Annotated in this window: 18 protein-coding genes; 13 read left to right on the top strand and 5 right to left on the bottom strand. The window is 44.7% G+C overall.

The genetic code is table 11. From position 1 onward, the window contains the following. Positions 1–354 precede the first annotated feature (354 nt). Positions 355–1,455 (top strand): DUF4917 family protein, encoded by a 1,101-nt coding sequence (locus QUA47_RS27355; protein WP_333433083.1) that lies wholly within the window; start codon positions 355–357, stop codon positions 1,453–1,455. On the opposite strand, the gene QUA47_RS27350 is transcribed toward QUA47_RS27355, so the two are convergent. Further along, on the bottom strand, positions 1,408–1,716 hold the full coding sequence (locus tag QUA47_RS27350; RefSeq protein ID WP_333433082.1) for a type II toxin-antitoxin system PemK/MazF family toxin: 309 nt from the start codon (positions 1,714–1,716) through the stop codon (positions 1,408–1,410). The two genes, QUA47_RS27355 and QUA47_RS27350, sit on opposite strands and share 48 nt — an antisense overlap. A gap of 333 nt (positions 1,717–2,049) precedes the next feature. Here QUA47_RS27350 and QUA47_RS27345 point away from each other — a divergent pair, with 333 nt between their 5' ends. Together QUA47_RS27345 and QUA47_RS27340 are read left to right on the top strand one after the other, a co-directional pair. After that, positions 2,050–2,940: an ABC transporter permease gene (locus QUA47_RS27345; protein WP_333182652.1), complete on the top strand. Its 891-nt coding sequence runs from the start codon at positions 2,050–2,052 to the stop codon at positions 2,938–2,940. A gap of 370 nt (positions 2,941–3,310) precedes the next feature. Beyond that, positions 3,311–3,694 carry a hypothetical protein gene (locus QUA47_RS27340; RefSeq protein WP_333433081.1) on the top strand — a complete coding sequence of 128 codons (384 nt, stop codon included), beginning with the start codon at positions 3,311–3,313 and terminating at the stop codon, positions 3,692–3,694. A gap of 117 nt (positions 3,695–3,811) precedes the next feature. Here QUA47_RS27340 and QUA47_RS27335 read toward each other — a convergent pair whose 3' ends face one another. The 3 genes from QUA47_RS27335 to QUA47_RS27325 form a co-directional block, all read right to left on the bottom strand. Further along, the gene (locus QUA47_RS27335; RefSeq protein ID WP_333433080.1) at positions 3,812–5,170 is read right to left on the bottom strand and encodes an FAD-binding oxidoreductase; all 1,359 of its coding nucleotides are present in this window, start codon (positions 5,168–5,170) and stop codon (positions 3,812–3,814) included. Between the two features lie 145 nt (positions 5,171–5,315). Continuing rightward, a complete protein-coding gene (locus QUA47_RS27330) occupies positions 5,316–5,924 on the bottom strand; it encodes a class I SAM-dependent methyltransferase (RefSeq protein WP_333433084.1) in 609 nt (202 codons plus the stop codon). 9 nt (positions 5,925–5,933) lie between these two features. After that, positions 5,934–6,065: a hypothetical protein gene (locus tag QUA47_RS27325; RefSeq protein ID WP_333433079.1), complete on the bottom strand. Its 132-nt coding sequence runs from the start codon at positions 6,063–6,065 to the stop codon at positions 5,934–5,936. 289 nt (positions 6,066–6,354) lie between these two features. On the opposite strand from QUA47_RS27325, the gene QUA47_RS27320 reads away from it, so the two are divergent. The 6 genes from QUA47_RS27320 (at position 6,355) to QUA47_RS27295 (ending at position 13,781) form a co-directional block, all read left to right on the top strand. Further along, the gene (locus QUA47_RS27320) at positions 6,355–7,839 is read left to right on the top strand and encodes an adenylate/guanylate cyclase domain-containing protein (RefSeq protein ID WP_333433078.1); all 1,485 of its coding nucleotides are present in this window, start codon (positions 6,355–6,357) and stop codon (positions 7,837–7,839) included. Positions 7,840–8,090: 251 nt separating this feature from the next. Continuing rightward, a complete protein-coding gene (locus QUA47_RS27315; protein ID WP_333433077.1) occupies positions 8,091–9,503 on the top strand; it encodes an adenylate/guanylate cyclase domain-containing protein in 1,413 nt (470 codons plus the stop codon). Positions 9,504–9,718: 215 nt separating this feature from the next. Beyond that, positions 9,719–11,023: an adenosylmethionine--8-amino-7-oxononanoate transaminase gene (bioA, locus tag QUA47_RS27310; RefSeq protein WP_333433076.1), complete on the top strand. Its 1,305-nt coding sequence runs from the start codon at positions 9,719–9,721 to the stop codon at positions 11,021–11,023. A gap of 17 nt (positions 11,024–11,040) precedes the next feature. Further along, positions 11,041–12,084: a biotin synthase BioB gene (gene bioB / locus QUA47_RS27305; protein ID WP_333433075.1), complete on the top strand. Its 1,044-nt coding sequence runs from the start codon at positions 11,041–11,043 to the stop codon at positions 12,082–12,084. 239 nt (positions 12,085–12,323) lie between these two features. Next, on the top strand, positions 12,324–12,935 hold the full coding sequence (locus QUA47_RS27300; RefSeq protein ID WP_333433074.1) for a class I SAM-dependent methyltransferase: 612 nt from the start codon (positions 12,324–12,326) through the stop codon (positions 12,933–12,935). A 171-nt stretch (positions 12,936–13,106) separates the two neighbouring features. Next, the gene (locus QUA47_RS27295) at positions 13,107–13,781 is read left to right on the top strand and encodes an SDR family oxidoreductase (protein ID WP_333433073.1); all 675 of its coding nucleotides are present in this window, start codon (positions 13,107–13,109) and stop codon (positions 13,779–13,781) included. 141 nt (positions 13,782–13,922) lie between these two features. Here the strand turns inward: QUA47_RS27295 and QUA47_RS27290 are convergent, their stop codons facing one another. Next, positions 13,923–14,402, bottom strand: coding sequence for a hypothetical protein (locus QUA47_RS27290; RefSeq protein ID WP_333140195.1), 480 nt, complete (start codon positions 14,400–14,402; stop codon positions 13,923–13,925). 82 nt (positions 14,403–14,484) lie between these two features. Here QUA47_RS27290 and petN point away from each other — a divergent pair, with 82 nt between their 5' ends. From petN to QUA47_RS27270, 4 genes are all read left to right on the top strand, one after another. After that, positions 14,485–14,574: a cytochrome b6-f complex subunit PetN gene (petN, locus tag QUA47_RS27285; protein WP_071883976.1), complete on the top strand. Its 90-nt coding sequence runs from the start codon at positions 14,485–14,487 to the stop codon at positions 14,572–14,574. A gap of 91 nt (positions 14,575–14,665) precedes the next feature. Then, positions 14,666–15,265 (top strand): DJ-1/PfpI family protein, encoded by a 600-nt coding sequence (locus QUA47_RS27280; protein WP_006631014.1) that lies wholly within the window; start codon positions 14,666–14,668, stop codon positions 15,263–15,265. Further along, entirely contained in the window at positions 15,262–15,504 is a 243-nt protein-coding gene (locus QUA47_RS27275; protein ID WP_333433072.1) for a DUF167 domain-containing protein, read from the top strand. Before QUA47_RS27280 ends, QUA47_RS27275 begins: the two co-directional genes overlap by 4 nt. An 85-nt stretch (positions 15,505–15,589) precedes the next feature. Then, positions 15,590–15,778 (top strand): CsbD family protein, encoded by a 189-nt coding sequence (locus tag QUA47_RS27270; RefSeq protein ID WP_006631016.1) that lies wholly within the window; start codon positions 15,590–15,592, stop codon positions 15,776–15,778. Positions 15,779–15,857 lie beyond the last annotated feature (79 nt).

Below are 15,857 nucleotides of genomic sequence, written 5' to 3'. Positions count from 1 at the left end.
GGGAGGTTTTTTTGCATAATTGTAATATTCCGCCTAGAATGTCACACTTGTCAATACCCTCTGACCTGAATCCTTACACTGTAGCGAACAATCGGAGTGGAAAGGAGTTGTTTTGTATCTGCCATTGTAACAATTAGCTATATATTTAAGACTCCTCTCGAACCATTTTAACATACTGTTTTAACACAGGTGGAATCGTGAGAAGAGTTTCATATTCGATGTAACTTATCAAGTTATTTGGTGATTTTTAGGATTTTTTAGGATTGTCAATTTAAAAAATATGTGTTACGATAGATGGAATAAATGCAACTGTTAAATTTTGGATAATTTTGTTTGTTAACCATAGGTACAAAAATGAGTAACCCACCAGTTTTTTTATGGGAAGAGATTCGAGAAAAGTTTGAAAACAAGGAAACCAGTCTTTTGCTGGGCAAAGGTTTTAGTTGTGCAAGGGGGAATGATTTCAAAGATTCATCCCTGTATCAAGAGGCCTCATTACAAAATAATGGTGGCACTTCCTTGTCAGCAGAAGATATAAAAATTTTTAATGCTCTAGGCACTGAAAACTTTGAAAAGGTACTAGCAACTCTTTCGAGAACCAAAGAAGTAGTTAATGAGATTTTAGGGGCGCAGGCGCATCCACCGATTCTCCAGACAATAGACAAACGTTATCAGAATATCCAAAGCTCTCTAATTCAAGCCGTAAAGCGAGTCCATATTCCTTGGGGAGAAATCAAACCAGAGGTATTAACGGTATTAACCACTGTCAAAGAAGAAATATTGAAGTATCAAAATCTGTTTTATACAAGTTATGATTTGCTGATTTACTGGAGCCTTCTGTCAGATGGAGGGACTAAAGGGTTTCAAGACTACTTTAAGGTTAATAAATTCGATCCCAAGTCCGCCATAGAGAATCACTGGTTAAGGGTTTTTTATATTCATGGGGGCTTACACCTATATTCTAAAGGAGAAGAAATCCTAAAAATTATTAATCCCAATAAAAAAGAAAAACCCCCTAAAAAAGAAAAAGGAGAACACATCTTAAAACAATGTGAAGACCTCTGGAAAAAGCCAGATATCCGACCCTTGTGCATGGCGGAAGGTACATCGACAGACAAACTCAAATTCATTAACAACTCCGAGTATCTGTCGTTTGCTTATGGCAGGCTCAAACAAAACACTGATAAACTTGTTGTACTTGGCAACCCGTTGAACCTTGATAAAAATCTGCTGGATAAAAATCCTGATTTTAACCAGCACATTTTAGATGCAATTGTTGAACCAAGCCCTAAGACAGTAGCTATTTCCATAACCGTAGATGATGGAGATGTAGCTCAGCAAATGGAGTATTGGGAAGGCGTAATGAAGCCAGACGACATACAGTTTTTTGACGAAAAATCTCATCCTTTATGCTCTCCTGATATCACAGGAGAAAAGCAGGCTGATAGAGCTTAATCGTTCCTGCTGCTTTCGGTGTTTGTTGACATTTAAACAGAATTTAGCAATATCTGGCTCAATCTTAACGTGCCAGATATTGCCAGCATAATATTTTTTCCAATCTGTGATAGGTGCAGCCAATTTCAGTGGTAACTTGCCAACACAATCAGAACTTACCACTACAGACGGACGAATTTTTTTGATTTCTGCTTCCACTGTTGGGTCAAAATTAGCCAACCAAATATCACCCCATTTAGGAGAAGGAGAGTTAGTAGTCAATTAAATCTCCTGCTTCTAATTCTGGCCATTCTCTATCTTCCTGGTAATGTTGCAACATTACCTCAGCTTGTTTTGCTAGAGGCTATCGCACTTGAGGACATCAATTTATTCTCAAATATTGTTAAGAGTTCCGAAACTAAATTAATATGTAGCCTTTACCCATTTTACTACAATTTTCTCCTTTCATTCCAGCTACTCGATGAACAGCAATAGCAGCAGCTACCCCGCCCTCTCAACTCCAAATAGCCTATAATCAAAGCATCCTGCCAAAATCGCTTTCAACATATTTCCTGTAAACATAATCACAACAGTCAAAATCAACAACAAGCAATTATGAGCGGTACTGTTACATCCCCCAACAACCTCAACCAGCAGCGGCCACTCTCCACGGCATCCGCTGACACTTCCAGTTCCCTGCTGGGCGACTTCATCCAAGAAACACTCGCCTTAACCAAGCGCTTGTTTATTCAATTGCAGCGCCGCCCCTCGACGCTAGTTGCAGGAATTATTCAGCCGCTGATGTGGTTGGTTTTGTTCGGAGCTCTGTTTGAAAATGCTCCCGCAGGCTTGTTCGGCGAAAGCCAGAATTACGGGCAATTTCTCGGCGCTGGCGTTATCGTTTTTACTGCCTTTGCCGGGGCGCTGAATGCTGGTTTGCCGATTATGTTCGATCGCGAGTTCGGATTTCTCAACCGCTTGTTAGTCGCGCCGTTGGCTTCCCGATTTTCGATCGTCCTAGCTTCGGCTATTTTTATCGTCACCCTCAGCTTTATCCAAACCGGCACAATCGTTACAGCGGGGGCGTTTTTGGGCGCGGGATTCCCCGGTATTGCCGGACTGGGGGCGATCGCCCTAATTGTCCTGCTGTTAGTTTTGGGCGTCACCGGCTTGAGTCTGGGTTTAGCTTTCGCTCTTCCGGGCCACGTAGAATTAATTGCGGTAATTTTTGTTACTAACTTGCCGCTGTTATTTGCCAGCACAGCCCTCGCGCCGCTGTCATTTATGCCAGAGTGGCTGCAAGTTGTGGTGACTCTCAATCCTCTGAGTTACGCGATCGAACCCATCCGCTATTTGTACCTGCACAGCGATTGGTCGCTAGCAAGTGTGGTGATGCAAGCTCCTTGGGGTAATGTTACCTTTGGAGGAGCGCTTTTAGTGCTGCTAGCCTTTGATTTGGTGGCGCTGCTGAGCATTCAACCGCTGCTGAGACGCAGGTTTGCTTAGGGCGATCGCCGGAAATCTGCGGGCGCTCGTTTAGCCTGCACCGTCAATTGTAGGGACACTCCAAGAGCCCATTGGTGTCAACTTAACGTCAAACCCAGTCACACAATGGTGTTGGACTATTAAGCCTAGATCCGCCCTAGCCCCCCTTAAGAAGGGGGGAACCGGAAATGGATCAAAGTCCCCCTTCTTAAGGGGGATTTAGGGGGATCTGGACTCAGGTAAAAACGACATTTATCAAGGCTTTCAGGCTTAAGTTGACACCAATGGGCATTGCCGTCTCCTTACCCCCAGCGAAGTAATATAATATTTAGTCGCAAGTCAGAATATTGTTTAGATAGAATTGTTTTTTTGAAGGTTCAACTAATAAATTATGAACACCAAAACTTCCAAATCGGGCAAATTGATGATTGGGATTGCTGCAAGCGCGATCGCATCCTGTGCTCTGTTCTCCCCTCAAGCAAGCTTCGCTCAAGCCAGCGGTTTAAATAATGCCCAACCGCTGCAAGACTTTCAAACTCAAGACAATACCGACCCATTTTCCGGCCGCAGCAGCGGCAGCGGAATATTTGATTTAATTCACAGATCCAATTTGGGAGGCGGTCGCAGCATGGAAGAATTTAATACCGAACAGCGCCAAAATTTGAATGATGCGGCCGCAGAATTTCGCAACAAACAACGCCTACTACTGGAAAAGCAAGCTGTACCTTCAGAAGGGGCGATCGCACCAGCAGAAATTACCGCCCCCGTCCCTTAAATTTACAACTCCTGTTTGCTCATTTCTCAGTCCGCGTGAGCGAAGCCAGCGCTTAGGCGGACTTCGTTTGTCTAGCAGCGATTTCAAGATCTGAATCTTATCTAAAAACCATCGCCCTTAATCCCGTTCCAACCACGCCCGCATTTTACCCGGATTAAGCAAACCGTAAGGATCGACCAACTCTTTAAACTGCAACTGTTCCACATTAATACTTTTCATCCCTCCATCTTCCAATATATAAGTGTGAGGATTAGCAATCAGCGCGCCTTGCTCTTCGTGATAGCGAATAATTTCATTGAGCCGTGATTCCGTAGTGTAACGAACTATTTGCAAAGCTGCGGCGATCGCCTTGCCATTCATCCGCAAAAACTCCAAGTGCATCATCACCTCATCCCCATAATAATTATACAGTTCCTCAATCAATTTCAAACCTTTATCTGCGGGAAAAAGCGTCTGCAAATAAGTCAGAGAGGGGTCAGCGCTGCGAGCGTGCAGAGTTGTATGATTCCAAGTAAATTCAGCAATTGCAGCACCTTTGCTCGCTGCTGGCGCGTTTTTTTGATAGCAAATTGTGCCGCCATATTCGCGCACTAAATCTTGCAGCGGTTCCAGACAAGATTCAGCTACCATTAACAAAGCGCAGTGCTTACCTTCAGGAATGTCCTCGCGGAAAGCAGCAAAATAAGCAGGAATCGGCCAAGCACAAACACAAATTAGTTTTTTGATAATCCCGTCAGCATCGCCCAAAGCTTGACCGAAGTTTGCCGCTGTCATAAAATCGTCAAAAGCGACAATGATTTCCGCCCAAGGATAAGCAGGGGCGAGGGGAATTTCTAACTCAGTAATAATCCCATTTGTGCCGTAAGCGTGATTGACTTTTTGCACTTCATCGCCGCGCAATTCGATGACGCGGGGATCGTCTTCCATTGTAACGACTCGAACGGCATGAAGATTTCCCCGATCGCGCAATTGGCCGTAAGTTATCGAACCAATTCCCCCGCTACCGCCGCCGATAAATCCCCCAATCGTTGCGGTGCGATAGGTTGAGGGAACCATCCGCAATTCCCAACCCGTTTCTCGCGCTTGTTTGTCGAAAACCGACATTTTCACCCCCGGTTCTACGCAAGCTAAACCCGGTTTAATCCAGCGGATACCGTGCATTTTGCTGGTATCTAAAATGACGCCGCCGTTAAGGGGAATGCACTGCCCGTAATTGCCCGTTCCTGCACCTCTAACAGTTAGCGGAATTTTGGATTTGACGCAGGCTGCTGCAATCCGCAAAACTTCGGCTTCGTTGGCGGGACGCACTACTAAATCTCCTGTTTTATCACTTAAGAGAGGTTGCAAAACGGGACTGAAGTGATAATAGTCTTGAGATAGCTTGACAACTTGCGCGCGATCGCTAATTATTTCGATTCCCGAGAGTTCCGAAGAAAAAGCATCCCAGTCAATACTTTGAATCGCAGTTGCAGTCATTTTGTTTCCTCAATGCTGGCAGTATTATATATTTTCTCAAGCAGAACTTAGTAACATAAAATACTAACTGCAATCTTTCTTTAAGCAGTAAGGTGCTTATTCGCGCACCCTACATATAGAAGTTCCGCCTCCAGGACTGCTTTTCTCAATTAACAAATCCCCCAAACACCGCCATACCGTAGTACTTCCAAGGAACTGCAACAGTGTCAAATCTAGCTTTTACCAGCATTTCCAACTGTGCCGAAAGTGTAGCTAGGCGATCGGGATTAGAATACCCGTAAGAGACACTCGTTCCCACATTTGCGCGAATTTGTGCTAAGGTTTCCCCCTGAGTCCGCGCCCAATCTTCTCGCGCCGCTTGATAAATATCTTTCATTGCTGCTGATTCTGCTAAAAGAGGATCGGCATTCCAAAAACAGCCACCAGCATTTAAACTTTCGCGAATGCGTTCAAACAATTTCAACTTCATCTCATCCTCAAGATGATGAATTGCCAGAGATGAAATGCAAGCATTGAATTTATCAGGCTTGGGCGATAAATTTGGATTGTTCGCCCATTCTCCAAAATCCATTTCTAGGCCAGTCCACCGGGCTGCGTATCCTGCCGACTCTATTTTGGCGCGGGCAAAATCAAGCATTCGCGGCGAGTAATCGACAGCAACTATTTCCGCTGATGGGTAGCGTTGGAGAACTTTTAAAGTGAGTTCCCCCGTACCGCAGCCTAGTTCTAAAATGCGATGGTTTGTGTTAGCAATGCAGCCTGCTCATACATCCAGCATTTCGTCATATTTAGGTAAAAGTCGCCGAATGCCCGTATCAAAATCAGCAGTATTGACGAAAACTTCTCCCGGAAAAATTTCGTTGTTAGTAGGTGAGACAGTAGAGTCAGAATTCACGATCGCCAACCATAGACTACAATTGTTATCCTAACCGAAATAGAACAAAAAATGCGTGAACTAGGGACACGGCAGTGCCGTGTCCTTACACGATCATCTGTACTTCACTCAACAGAAAACCACTATCAAGTTATGGGTATTCTTACGGATAAGCGAAACACTCGCGGTAAACAATAATTAACCATCCCTTGCACTCAGAGAGTCTTGCTTTACCCCTGACGCCAGCAAAACACTCTGAACAAGCAGTGTTATGTTAGTAGTGCATAAATTCCAATCAAGATTAAACCTCATGCTTGAGGATACCCTGCGCCAGTTGATTTCTAGAATTCTGGCTGCCATCAGCCAATTAATTTACAAGCGAATTCTGCTTGCGGTGACAATTTTATTTTGTGTAGGTGTAGGAGTAGCGATGGCAAATATGTCTCGTCTTTCCTCAACCCTAATTGAATCGCAAGCCCTCCAAAATGCCACCCTCTATGCCCAAGCTGTTAAAGAAGCCCGCACCCTTTATAGTACGGATGTTGTCAATCCTCTCAACACTGCTAAAGCGATTAACTTTACCCACGACTACAACCCGACAAAAGTAGCAATTCCCGTACCGGCCACCTTCTTAATAGAACTGGGCAACCAGATCACCAACAAAAATCCCGAAGTATTACTTCGTGTCTACAGCGAGTACCCGTTTCCCTGGCGGCGAAAAGAAGGGGGCGTCCGAGACAATTTTGAACAGCAAGCTATTACCTATTTGACCAAAAATCCGAAAGAAAAATTTTTCAGAAGTGAAAATTTTCGCGGGAAGCCAGCTTTTCGATATGCCGAGGCCGATATTCTAACTCCTAGCTGCGTTAACTGTCACAATAGTCACCGTGACAGTCCTAAAAATGATTGGAAAGTGGGAGATGTACGGGGGATATTAGAAATTATTCAACCTCTCGATACCATCACTAAAACTACTCAAGGTGAACTTAAAAACCTGTTTTTACTGTTAGCAGGACTTTCAATTTTAGGCATCACAGGATTGACTTTATCGATCAGCAGGTTGCGCCAAAATGCTAAACAATTAGAACAGCGGGTCAGGGAACGCACGGCACAATTGCAAGAAACTAATGTAGAATTGCTGAAAGAACAGGAAAAGAGCGATCGCCTGCTGCTCAATATTTTACCCGAATCCATTGCTGCCAAGCTCAAAGACGGTCAAAGCACTATTGCTGACGGCTTCGCAGAAGTCACGATTTTGTTTGCGGATATCGTAGGCTTTACGGTGCTTTCATCACAAATATCTCCCGAAAAATTGCTCAAGTTTCTCAACGAAATTTTTTCAGCCTTCGATGGTTTAACGGAAAAGTACGGCTTGGAAAAAATCAAAACAATTGGAGATGCTTACATGGTAGTTGGAGGCTTGCCGAATCCCAGCACCAACCACGCCGAAAGCATTGCGGAAATGGCTTTAGATATGCAGGAGGAATTAGCAAAATTTAATGCCAAACATCATACAGGAATTAACATTCGCATCGGCATCAATACCGGGCCTGCAATTGCGGGGGTTATTGGCACTAAAAAATTTATTTACGACCTCTGGGGCGATGCCGTCAATACAGCAGCCCGCATGGAATCCCACGGGATTGCCGGCGCGATTCAAGTCACACAATCAACTTACGATATCTTGCAAAATAAGTATCTGTTTGAAGACAGAGGAATTATCCACATCAAAGGTAAGGGCGATATGAATACTTATCTGCTTGCCGGCAGGCTAGTCAGCGCAGTTTCGGTTTAATTTGTTTATTATATTATTAAGGGGTATGCTACTTAGTCCGAAGTCATCAGTCATTCGTTGTTAGTCGTCAGCCCAGAACTAACAGTTAATAGCTGCTGGCTGTTGACTGCTGAAAATTACAGGAATTACACAGGGGATGTGAGAAACCCGGTTTCTGCGCGGTTGGTTCGTTGACACACCCCAAATTGATTACCAGAAACCCGGTTTTTTTCCTATGTCCTACATTAGCCATTGGCAAAATAGTAAATTTTATGCGATCGCGGATTTTATCATTCTTAAAATTTTTCCAATCTCGCTTGTCTAGGCAAATAGCTTTGTGGGTATTTGCTAGCATTCTTGTCATAGAGGGAATTATTTTAGTTCCCTCTTATTTTCGGCGAGAAAATGAACTTTTAAGTCAACTGGAACAGGTATCTCGCGCGACTGTTGATTCCCTAGAGTTTTTGCTTCAACAAGATATTTCCGATCGCACTTTCTTGCAAGAAGAAGTAAAAAATATTATTAAGGATTCTCAAGTAGTGTTAGGACTATCTATTTACCAACCTAACGGTCAGCTAATATATACACTTGGCGAACCCCCAGAAATCAGTTTAAAGCAACTAAAAAGAGCTCGTATAGTTCACAGTCACAATTTCGATGGCAAGCGCTACGATATTGCTTGGACGGAGCGACATTTTGGAGGCGATTACATCTTAATTGTTCGCCACGATGCTTCCACCGTTCAACCGGAACTCTACGCATTTATCGGGCGGATTGCCGTTCTAGTCATCATTATATCAGCCTTTGTCACTTCTGTTACTATGTTTTTTTTAGGGGTGACAGTAATTTCACCTCTCTTGAGATTGCGCGATGACTTGATCGCTGCTGGAGACGCTTTGAGCAAAGATCGAGAACAACCTGATTTCTACTCTCTGTCTGTCAAGCGGGATGACGAGTTAGGAGAACTCATGGTCGCATTCAATCAAATGTTTCACCGAGTATACAAGGAAATCGCACAGCGTAAACAAGCTGAGGAAGTATTGCGCGCTGAACAAGAAAAGTCGGAACGTTTATTACTAAATATATTACCGGTAATGATTGCCGATCGCCTAAAACAAGGTCAGATAAATATTGCGGACGGATTTGCCGAGGTTACGGTTTTGTTTGCTGATATTGTGGGCTTTACCGAAATATCGTCGCGCACGTCTCCTGAAGAATTAGTAGAATTACTTAACAAAATATTTTCATCTTTCGATCGCTTAAGCGAACAATACGGCTTAGAAAAAATTAAGACGATAGGCGACAATTATATGGTAGCAGGCGGTTTGCCACTTCCCTGTACAAATCACGCCGAATCTATTGCCGAAATGGCGCTGGAAATGCAGGAAGAAATTATGAAATTCCGCGACGAATGCGGTAAACCTCTCAATATCCGCATTGGCATTAATACTGGGCCTGTGGTAGCAGGGGTCATCGGCACTAAAAAGTTTATTTACGATTTGTGGGGAGATGCTGTGAATACAGCAAGCCGCATGGAATCTCAGGGGCTTCCGGGTAAAATTCAAGTTAGCAGCTCAACTTATGAGTTGCTTTGCGATAAGTATTTGTTGGAAAAGCGCGGTAAAATTAATGTTAAAGGCAAAGGAGCAATGACGACTTATTTGCTGAAAGGCCGAAAATTGTAACTGACAATTTTAAGCATGGCCGGGGAATACGCGATCTGGCGGCAGACGTTGCAGGGCAGCCGCCTTCAACTCCAAACTAGATTTTTTTTGAACGAACCGCGAAGACGCTAAGGACACGAAGGAAGAGAAGAAGAAAGAAGAAAAAATAAAAAGTTCATAAGTGAGGGAAAATTGCTATATTAAAAGGCGACTTAATATTAGTTTGATTGGTAAAAATGACTGCGGATCAGGAACATAATTATTCAAGTTCACCGATTTGGCAGCCCTTCACGCAAATGAAAACGGCTGCCCCGCCGCTGAAGGTAATTCGCGGCAAAGGATCGGTGCTGGAATTAGCAGACGGGCGGCAAATTCTAGACTGCATTTCTAGTTGGTGGGTGACTGTTCACGGGCACAGCCATCCGGTTCTCGCTGAGGCTCTTTACGAACAAGCCCAAAAATTAGAACACGTAATATTTGCCGGATTTACTCACGAACCTGCCCAGAAACTGGCGAGTAAGTTGCTAACTCATACGCCTGCTTCTTTAACGCGGATTTTCTTTTCTGATAACGGATCGACTGCTGTTGAAGTGGCTCTGAAAATGGCATTTCAATATTGGCGCAATCTCGGAGAAACTAACCGCACTAGCTTTATTAGTTTTGAGGGAGGTTATCACGGCGATACTGTGGGCGCGATGTCTGCTGGCAGAAGTTCGCTGTGGTGGGAATCTTTTGCACCTTTAATGTTTGCTGGGGATGTTGTTCCTTTTCCCGCGACTTTTGACGGCGATGAGGAGGTGGAAAGCAAGGAGGCGGCGAGTTTAGAGAAATTGGAGTTTTTGTTAAAGCAGGGCGGCTATGCGGGAATTTTTATCGAACCTTTGGTGCAAGGTGCCGGGGGAATGCGAATGTGCCGCCCTGAGTTTTTGCAGGCGATCGCACAACTTGCTCGCCAGTTTAATGTATTGTTGATTTACGATGAAGTAATGACGGGTTTTGGCCGCACGGGCGAACTGTTTGCCTCGCTTAAATCGGGAACTTCACCGGATATCCTGTGTTTGTCTAAAGGATTGTCTGGCGGCTGTTTGCCAATTGCTGTCACAATGGCATCGGAGGATATTTATCAAGCTTTCTGGCGAGATGAACCGGACAAAGCTTTTTTTCACAGTCATTCTTACACCGGAAATCCCTTAGCTTGTGCGGTGAGTGTAGCATCCTTGGAGCTTTTGGAGCAAAACCCAAATGTGTATCAAGGGATGGAAAAATTGCACCGCCAATACCTGAATCAATGGCTGAGAAATCATCCTAAACTCGAACGGATTCGGACTTGCGGCACCATCGCAGCAATGGATGTGAAAACCGAAAGCGTTTCCGGTTATTTTAATGACATTGCTCCTGTATTGAAAGCCAAATTTCTCGAAGCGGGGTTTTTGCTCCGCCCCTTGGGAAACACGCTTTACTTGATGCCTCCCTACTGCATTTCTCCTGATGAACTCGAATCGATTTATCGGGTAATTCGTCAGGTTTTGGATACTCTGTAACCCCTTTAATTTTAGTAATGAATTTACCCAATTGGAACGATTTGGCTGACGACGCGCTGGCGGGCAAATGTATCTCTCGCGAGCAATCTTTAGCCGTATTGCGCGCACCGGATGAGGTTTTGCTGGAACAACTAAACGCAGCTTATCGGGTGCGCCGCCACTACTGGGGAAACCGAGTCAGGCTGCACTATTTGTTAAATGCTCAAAGCGGCCTTTGTCCTGAAGATTGCCATTATTGTTCTCAGTCAAAAATTTCGACTGCGGAAATTGAGAAATATCCGCTTTTAGCTAAGGAGAAAATTCTGGATGCCGCCCAACGCGCCGCCGATTTAAAAGCTGGTACGTTTTGTTTGGTGATTTCGGGCCGTCAACCCAGCGCATCTACTTTCGATCGCGTTTTAGATGCTGTCGAGACTGTGAAGGCAAATCATAACCTGAAAATTTGTGCTTGTTTGGGATTGTTGAGCGAGGAACAAACTCACCGTTTGGCTAAAGCTGGAGTCGATCGCGTAAATCACAATCTCAATACTTCCGAATCATATCACTCGGACATTTGCACGACTCACACTTTTGGCGATCGGGTGGAAACTGTCGAACACGTAAAAGCAGCGGGAATCACAACTTGTTCCGGCGGAATTTTGGGGATGGGTGAATCGGATGATGATGCGATCGATTTAGCGCTTTCGCTTCGCAAATTGGGCGTTACTAGCGTGCCGGTCAACTTTTTCATTCCGATTCCCGGAACGCCATTTGCAGATGTGAACAGGTTAAATCCCCGCCAATGTTTGCGAATTCTCTGTTTGTTCCGATTTTTGCTTCCCAGTCAAGAAATTCGGATTGCTGGGGGACGGGAGGTGCATTTGCGATCGCTGCAACCTCTCGGACTTTACCCCGCTAATTCTATCTTTGTTGGCGATTATCTGACAACTCCCGGACAAGCTGCCCATCAAGATTGGGACATGATTCGAGATGCGGGATTTGCGATCGAATCCCCCGAAGGTTCTCTTTTAGAAGTTGATTCAGCAGTTACCAAATCCGAACAAAAAACCCTGGTTGTTTAACTCTTATACCAGGTCAACCGGATGAAATAGAGTAGGACACGGCAGTGCCGTGTGCCTACCCAATATCTCTACTTCACGCTTACTCATGGGCAAGAGAAACCGGGTTTCTGACGTAGCAAATGCGTAAGCCTTAAGTTCTTAGATTGTAGTCAGAAACCCTTATTCTAAGGTTGACATTATTCAATCTAAAATCTAAAATCTAAAATCTAAAATCTAAAATCCTACAAGAGGGGGAAATTGTGGACAAACGCGAAGAAATTACGATCGCAGAATACCAGCTAACTGCCGAATCTTTCCGAGAAGGAACTTGGCATCACGACGTATCCCAAAATCGCGATGCACTGACCGCTGCTATGCCCCGCAATCCCGGTAAAATTCTCGATATAGGATGCGGCCCGGGACGAGATTTAGTAGCGTTCAAGAGCCAAGGACACACAGTTGTAGGCTTAGATGCAACTCCGGCATTTGTAGAAATAGCTAAGAAGTTATCGGGATGTGAAGTTTGGCAGCAATCTTTTCTGAACCTAGACTTGCCACAAGCAGAATTTGACGGTATTTTTGCCAATGCTTCCCTGATTCACGTTCCCAGGGACGAGATGGTGAAAGTGCTGCAAGATTTGCACAAAGCCTTAGTTGTTAACGGTGCAATTGTCATGTCAATGTGCCGGGGAAATTGGGAGGGATACGACGAGCGGCCGACGGGAAAACGCTATACTGCCGGATGGGAATATCATACTTTAGCGCCTTGTTTAGAACAAGCGGGATTTGCAATTGTCAATCACTACTATCGCCCCCCCGGCTTACCCCGCGAAGCTCAATCTTGGGTAGTAATGGTGGGCAAAAAAATCTAACGTAAATTGGAAAATGGGAATAGGTAATTGCGAATCATTCCCCTCTCTTCCTCTGCGCCCTCTGCGCCCTCTGCGGTTAAAAAAAACTAATTCAAAAATTTACAGAGGATTGTTGTATACTGTTCCACAGTCAAAACAACCAATTTATGCACAACTTAAAACACAATTAATATGACAGAGAAATCCCACATTTTTTTAGCGGGTGCTAGCCGAGGCGTAGGCCTAGAAATCGCGAAGTTGTTGGTAGAACAAAAGATGCAAGTAACAGCACTTTTGCGATCGTCCCCAACCAGCACAGAATTAGAAGCAATGGGGCTCAAAGTCGTCACGGGCGATGCTTTGGATGCTGCCGCTATGGAAGCGGCGATGTCTGGCCGTGAGCCAATTCATGCCGTAATCAGCACAATTGGCAGCTTGCCAAAAGATCGAGAAATATCCGATTATTTGGGCAACAAAAACTTGATTGATGCGGCTGTCAAAGCAGGCGTGCAAAAATTTATTTTAGTCTCATCCATCGGCAGCGGTAATAGTGCCGGCGCTTTGCCGCCCCAAGCTTTAGAAACTTTGGGCCCGGTCTTAATTGAGAAAGAAAAAGCCGAAAATCATTTGATAGAAAGCGGGATGATTTATACAGTGATTCGTCCGGGGGGACTCAAATCGGAACCTGCCACAGGCAACGGTATTTTAACAGAAGATTGTCGAGTTGCTGGAAGTATTCACCGGGCGGATGTAGCGCAGCTAGTTTGTCAGTGTTTAGTTTCTGATGCTGCTAACAATAAAGTTTTGTCGGCGGTAGACAGGCAAATGCTTTACGGCAATCCAGAATTTGAGGTATTAAATCTTTAGGGGCGGGTTTAGCGCAAAATAAGCTGTTTCGCATCTAAATTGTATTTTTTGGGCGGGCTAGGAGCAACGCCCCACAATAAAATTGAACTTTTGTGGAACAGGCATCTTGCCTGTTCCTAAAAATGCTGCAAGATTTTACACTCAAGAATCAAAGGGCTTAATCCACGATCGCCCGATCGCCCAATCCAAAACCAAACCCGCGATCGCAAACAACACCACACTCTCGACACCGCGAACCGCAAACGGCAATAACTCCTGTAGGGCGGGCATCTTCCCGGGTTCAAAAAACAATCCAGCATCCAACTGTCCAAAAGCCCGCACCAACCCAAAAGCCAACACCGCACCAGATTTAAGCTGCGGGTTAACATCTCGGCGAATCGCATAGCGGTAAGTCACGCCGAACAAAAAACCGCCCAAAAGTGCGATCGCCCCTCTGAAGGCAAAATTTAGGTCAATTTCCCTTACCTGCAAACTCGCCAGAGAATCCAACCTATCCGCTAGAATTAAGCTATTACCAAGGGCGATCGCCCCAAAACCCAGCAAACAAGACAAAGCAGCAACACTCCCTGCCTTCAAAGATTCTACCCGTTCAGCGGCACTAAAATTTGACGAGTCCTTCACGGCGCCCTCATTTCAAAAATGGCTCAAATTGACTTATCATAAGGTTTGGAGTCACTTTGTACAGTTTGTTCAATAAATAGCTATGGATATTTTGTCACTCGGTTGGGTTTCGGTGCTAGTTCTGTTCTCCTTCTCAATTTCAATGGTCATTTGGGGACGCAACGGTTTCTAGATTCCAGAATAGCTTGCGGGGCAGGCTTTTTAACTGCCCCGCATTTTTTTAAATCCTATTTAACACACTCAAAATAACAGGAGTTGGAAACATGACAGCAAAAAAAATCTTAATGCTAGTCGGCGACTTTGTAGAAGACTACGAAGTAATGGTGCCTTTCCAAGCACTGCAAATGGTAGGTCACACCGTCCACGCCGTCTGCCCGGACAAAGCTGCCGGCCAAACAATTCGCACCGCAATTCACGACTTTGAAGGCGATCAAACCTACAGCGAAAAACCCGGTCACAACTTCACTTTAAACGCCACTTTTGACGAAATCAACCCGGCAGACTACGACGCTTTGATTATCCCCGGAGGACGCGCCCCAGAATACATCCGCCTCAACGAACAAGTGCTGCAAATTACCCGCTACTTTGCCAACAGCAAAAAGCCGATCGCATCTATTTGTCACGGCTTACAGGTTCTAACGGCAGCAGGCGTACTCGAAGGCAAACGCTGCACCGCATACCCCGCTTGCAGCCCCGACGTACTCCGGGCCGGCGGCAAATATACAGAAGTTCCCGTTACCGAAGCCGTAGTCGATGGCAATTTAGTCACCGCCCCCGCGTGGCCAGCACATCCTAACTGGCTGGCTGAATTCCTGAAAGTTTTGGGAACGAAGATCGAACATTCAGAGAAAGTCGAAGTATGACTATTTTCACAGTCAAAGTTAAACCTAATTCCAAACAGCAAAGTATCGAAGAACAACCAGACGGCAGCCTCACAATACATCTCAAATCGCCCCCTGTTGATGGTAAAGCCAATCAAGAATTAATCATGCTGTTGGCGAAAAAGTTTAAAGTGCCGAAATCTGCGATCGGCATTAAATCCGGTTTTTCCTCCCGAAATAAACTTGTGGAAATACCAATCGAACCTTTAACTTTGAAATAAAAGTAATAACACATCTATCTAAAGAGGGATTCAGACTCAACTTTAAAATCCTATATTAGTAGTTGTAGAGTTAGAATATAAAATTATGAGCATTGAAAATAGAGTCGAAGCAACAGCGAAGAATATTGAAGGCAAAATCCAAGAAGCTGCTAGCGAAGTTACAGGCAATCAGAAAGATAAATTAGAAGGTCAAGCCAAGCAGGATGAAGCATCAGCAATTCACCTGAAAGAAGACCTCAAAGATAAAGCAAAAGAGATTGTAGACAAAGCTTAGTAGGGTGCATCTCAGTTTTGCACATATATCAAGTGGAAAGTTGACCATTGAGATAAGCACAGCGCAGAGAAAGGATAGA

The sequence above is a fragment of the Microcoleus sp. MON2_D5 genome, from assembly GCF_036701905.1.
Taxonomy (GTDB): domain Bacteria; phylum Cyanobacteriota; class Cyanobacteriia; order Cyanobacteriales; family Microcoleaceae; genus Microcoleus.
This window is presented reverse-complemented; position numbering and strand designations above follow the sequence as displayed.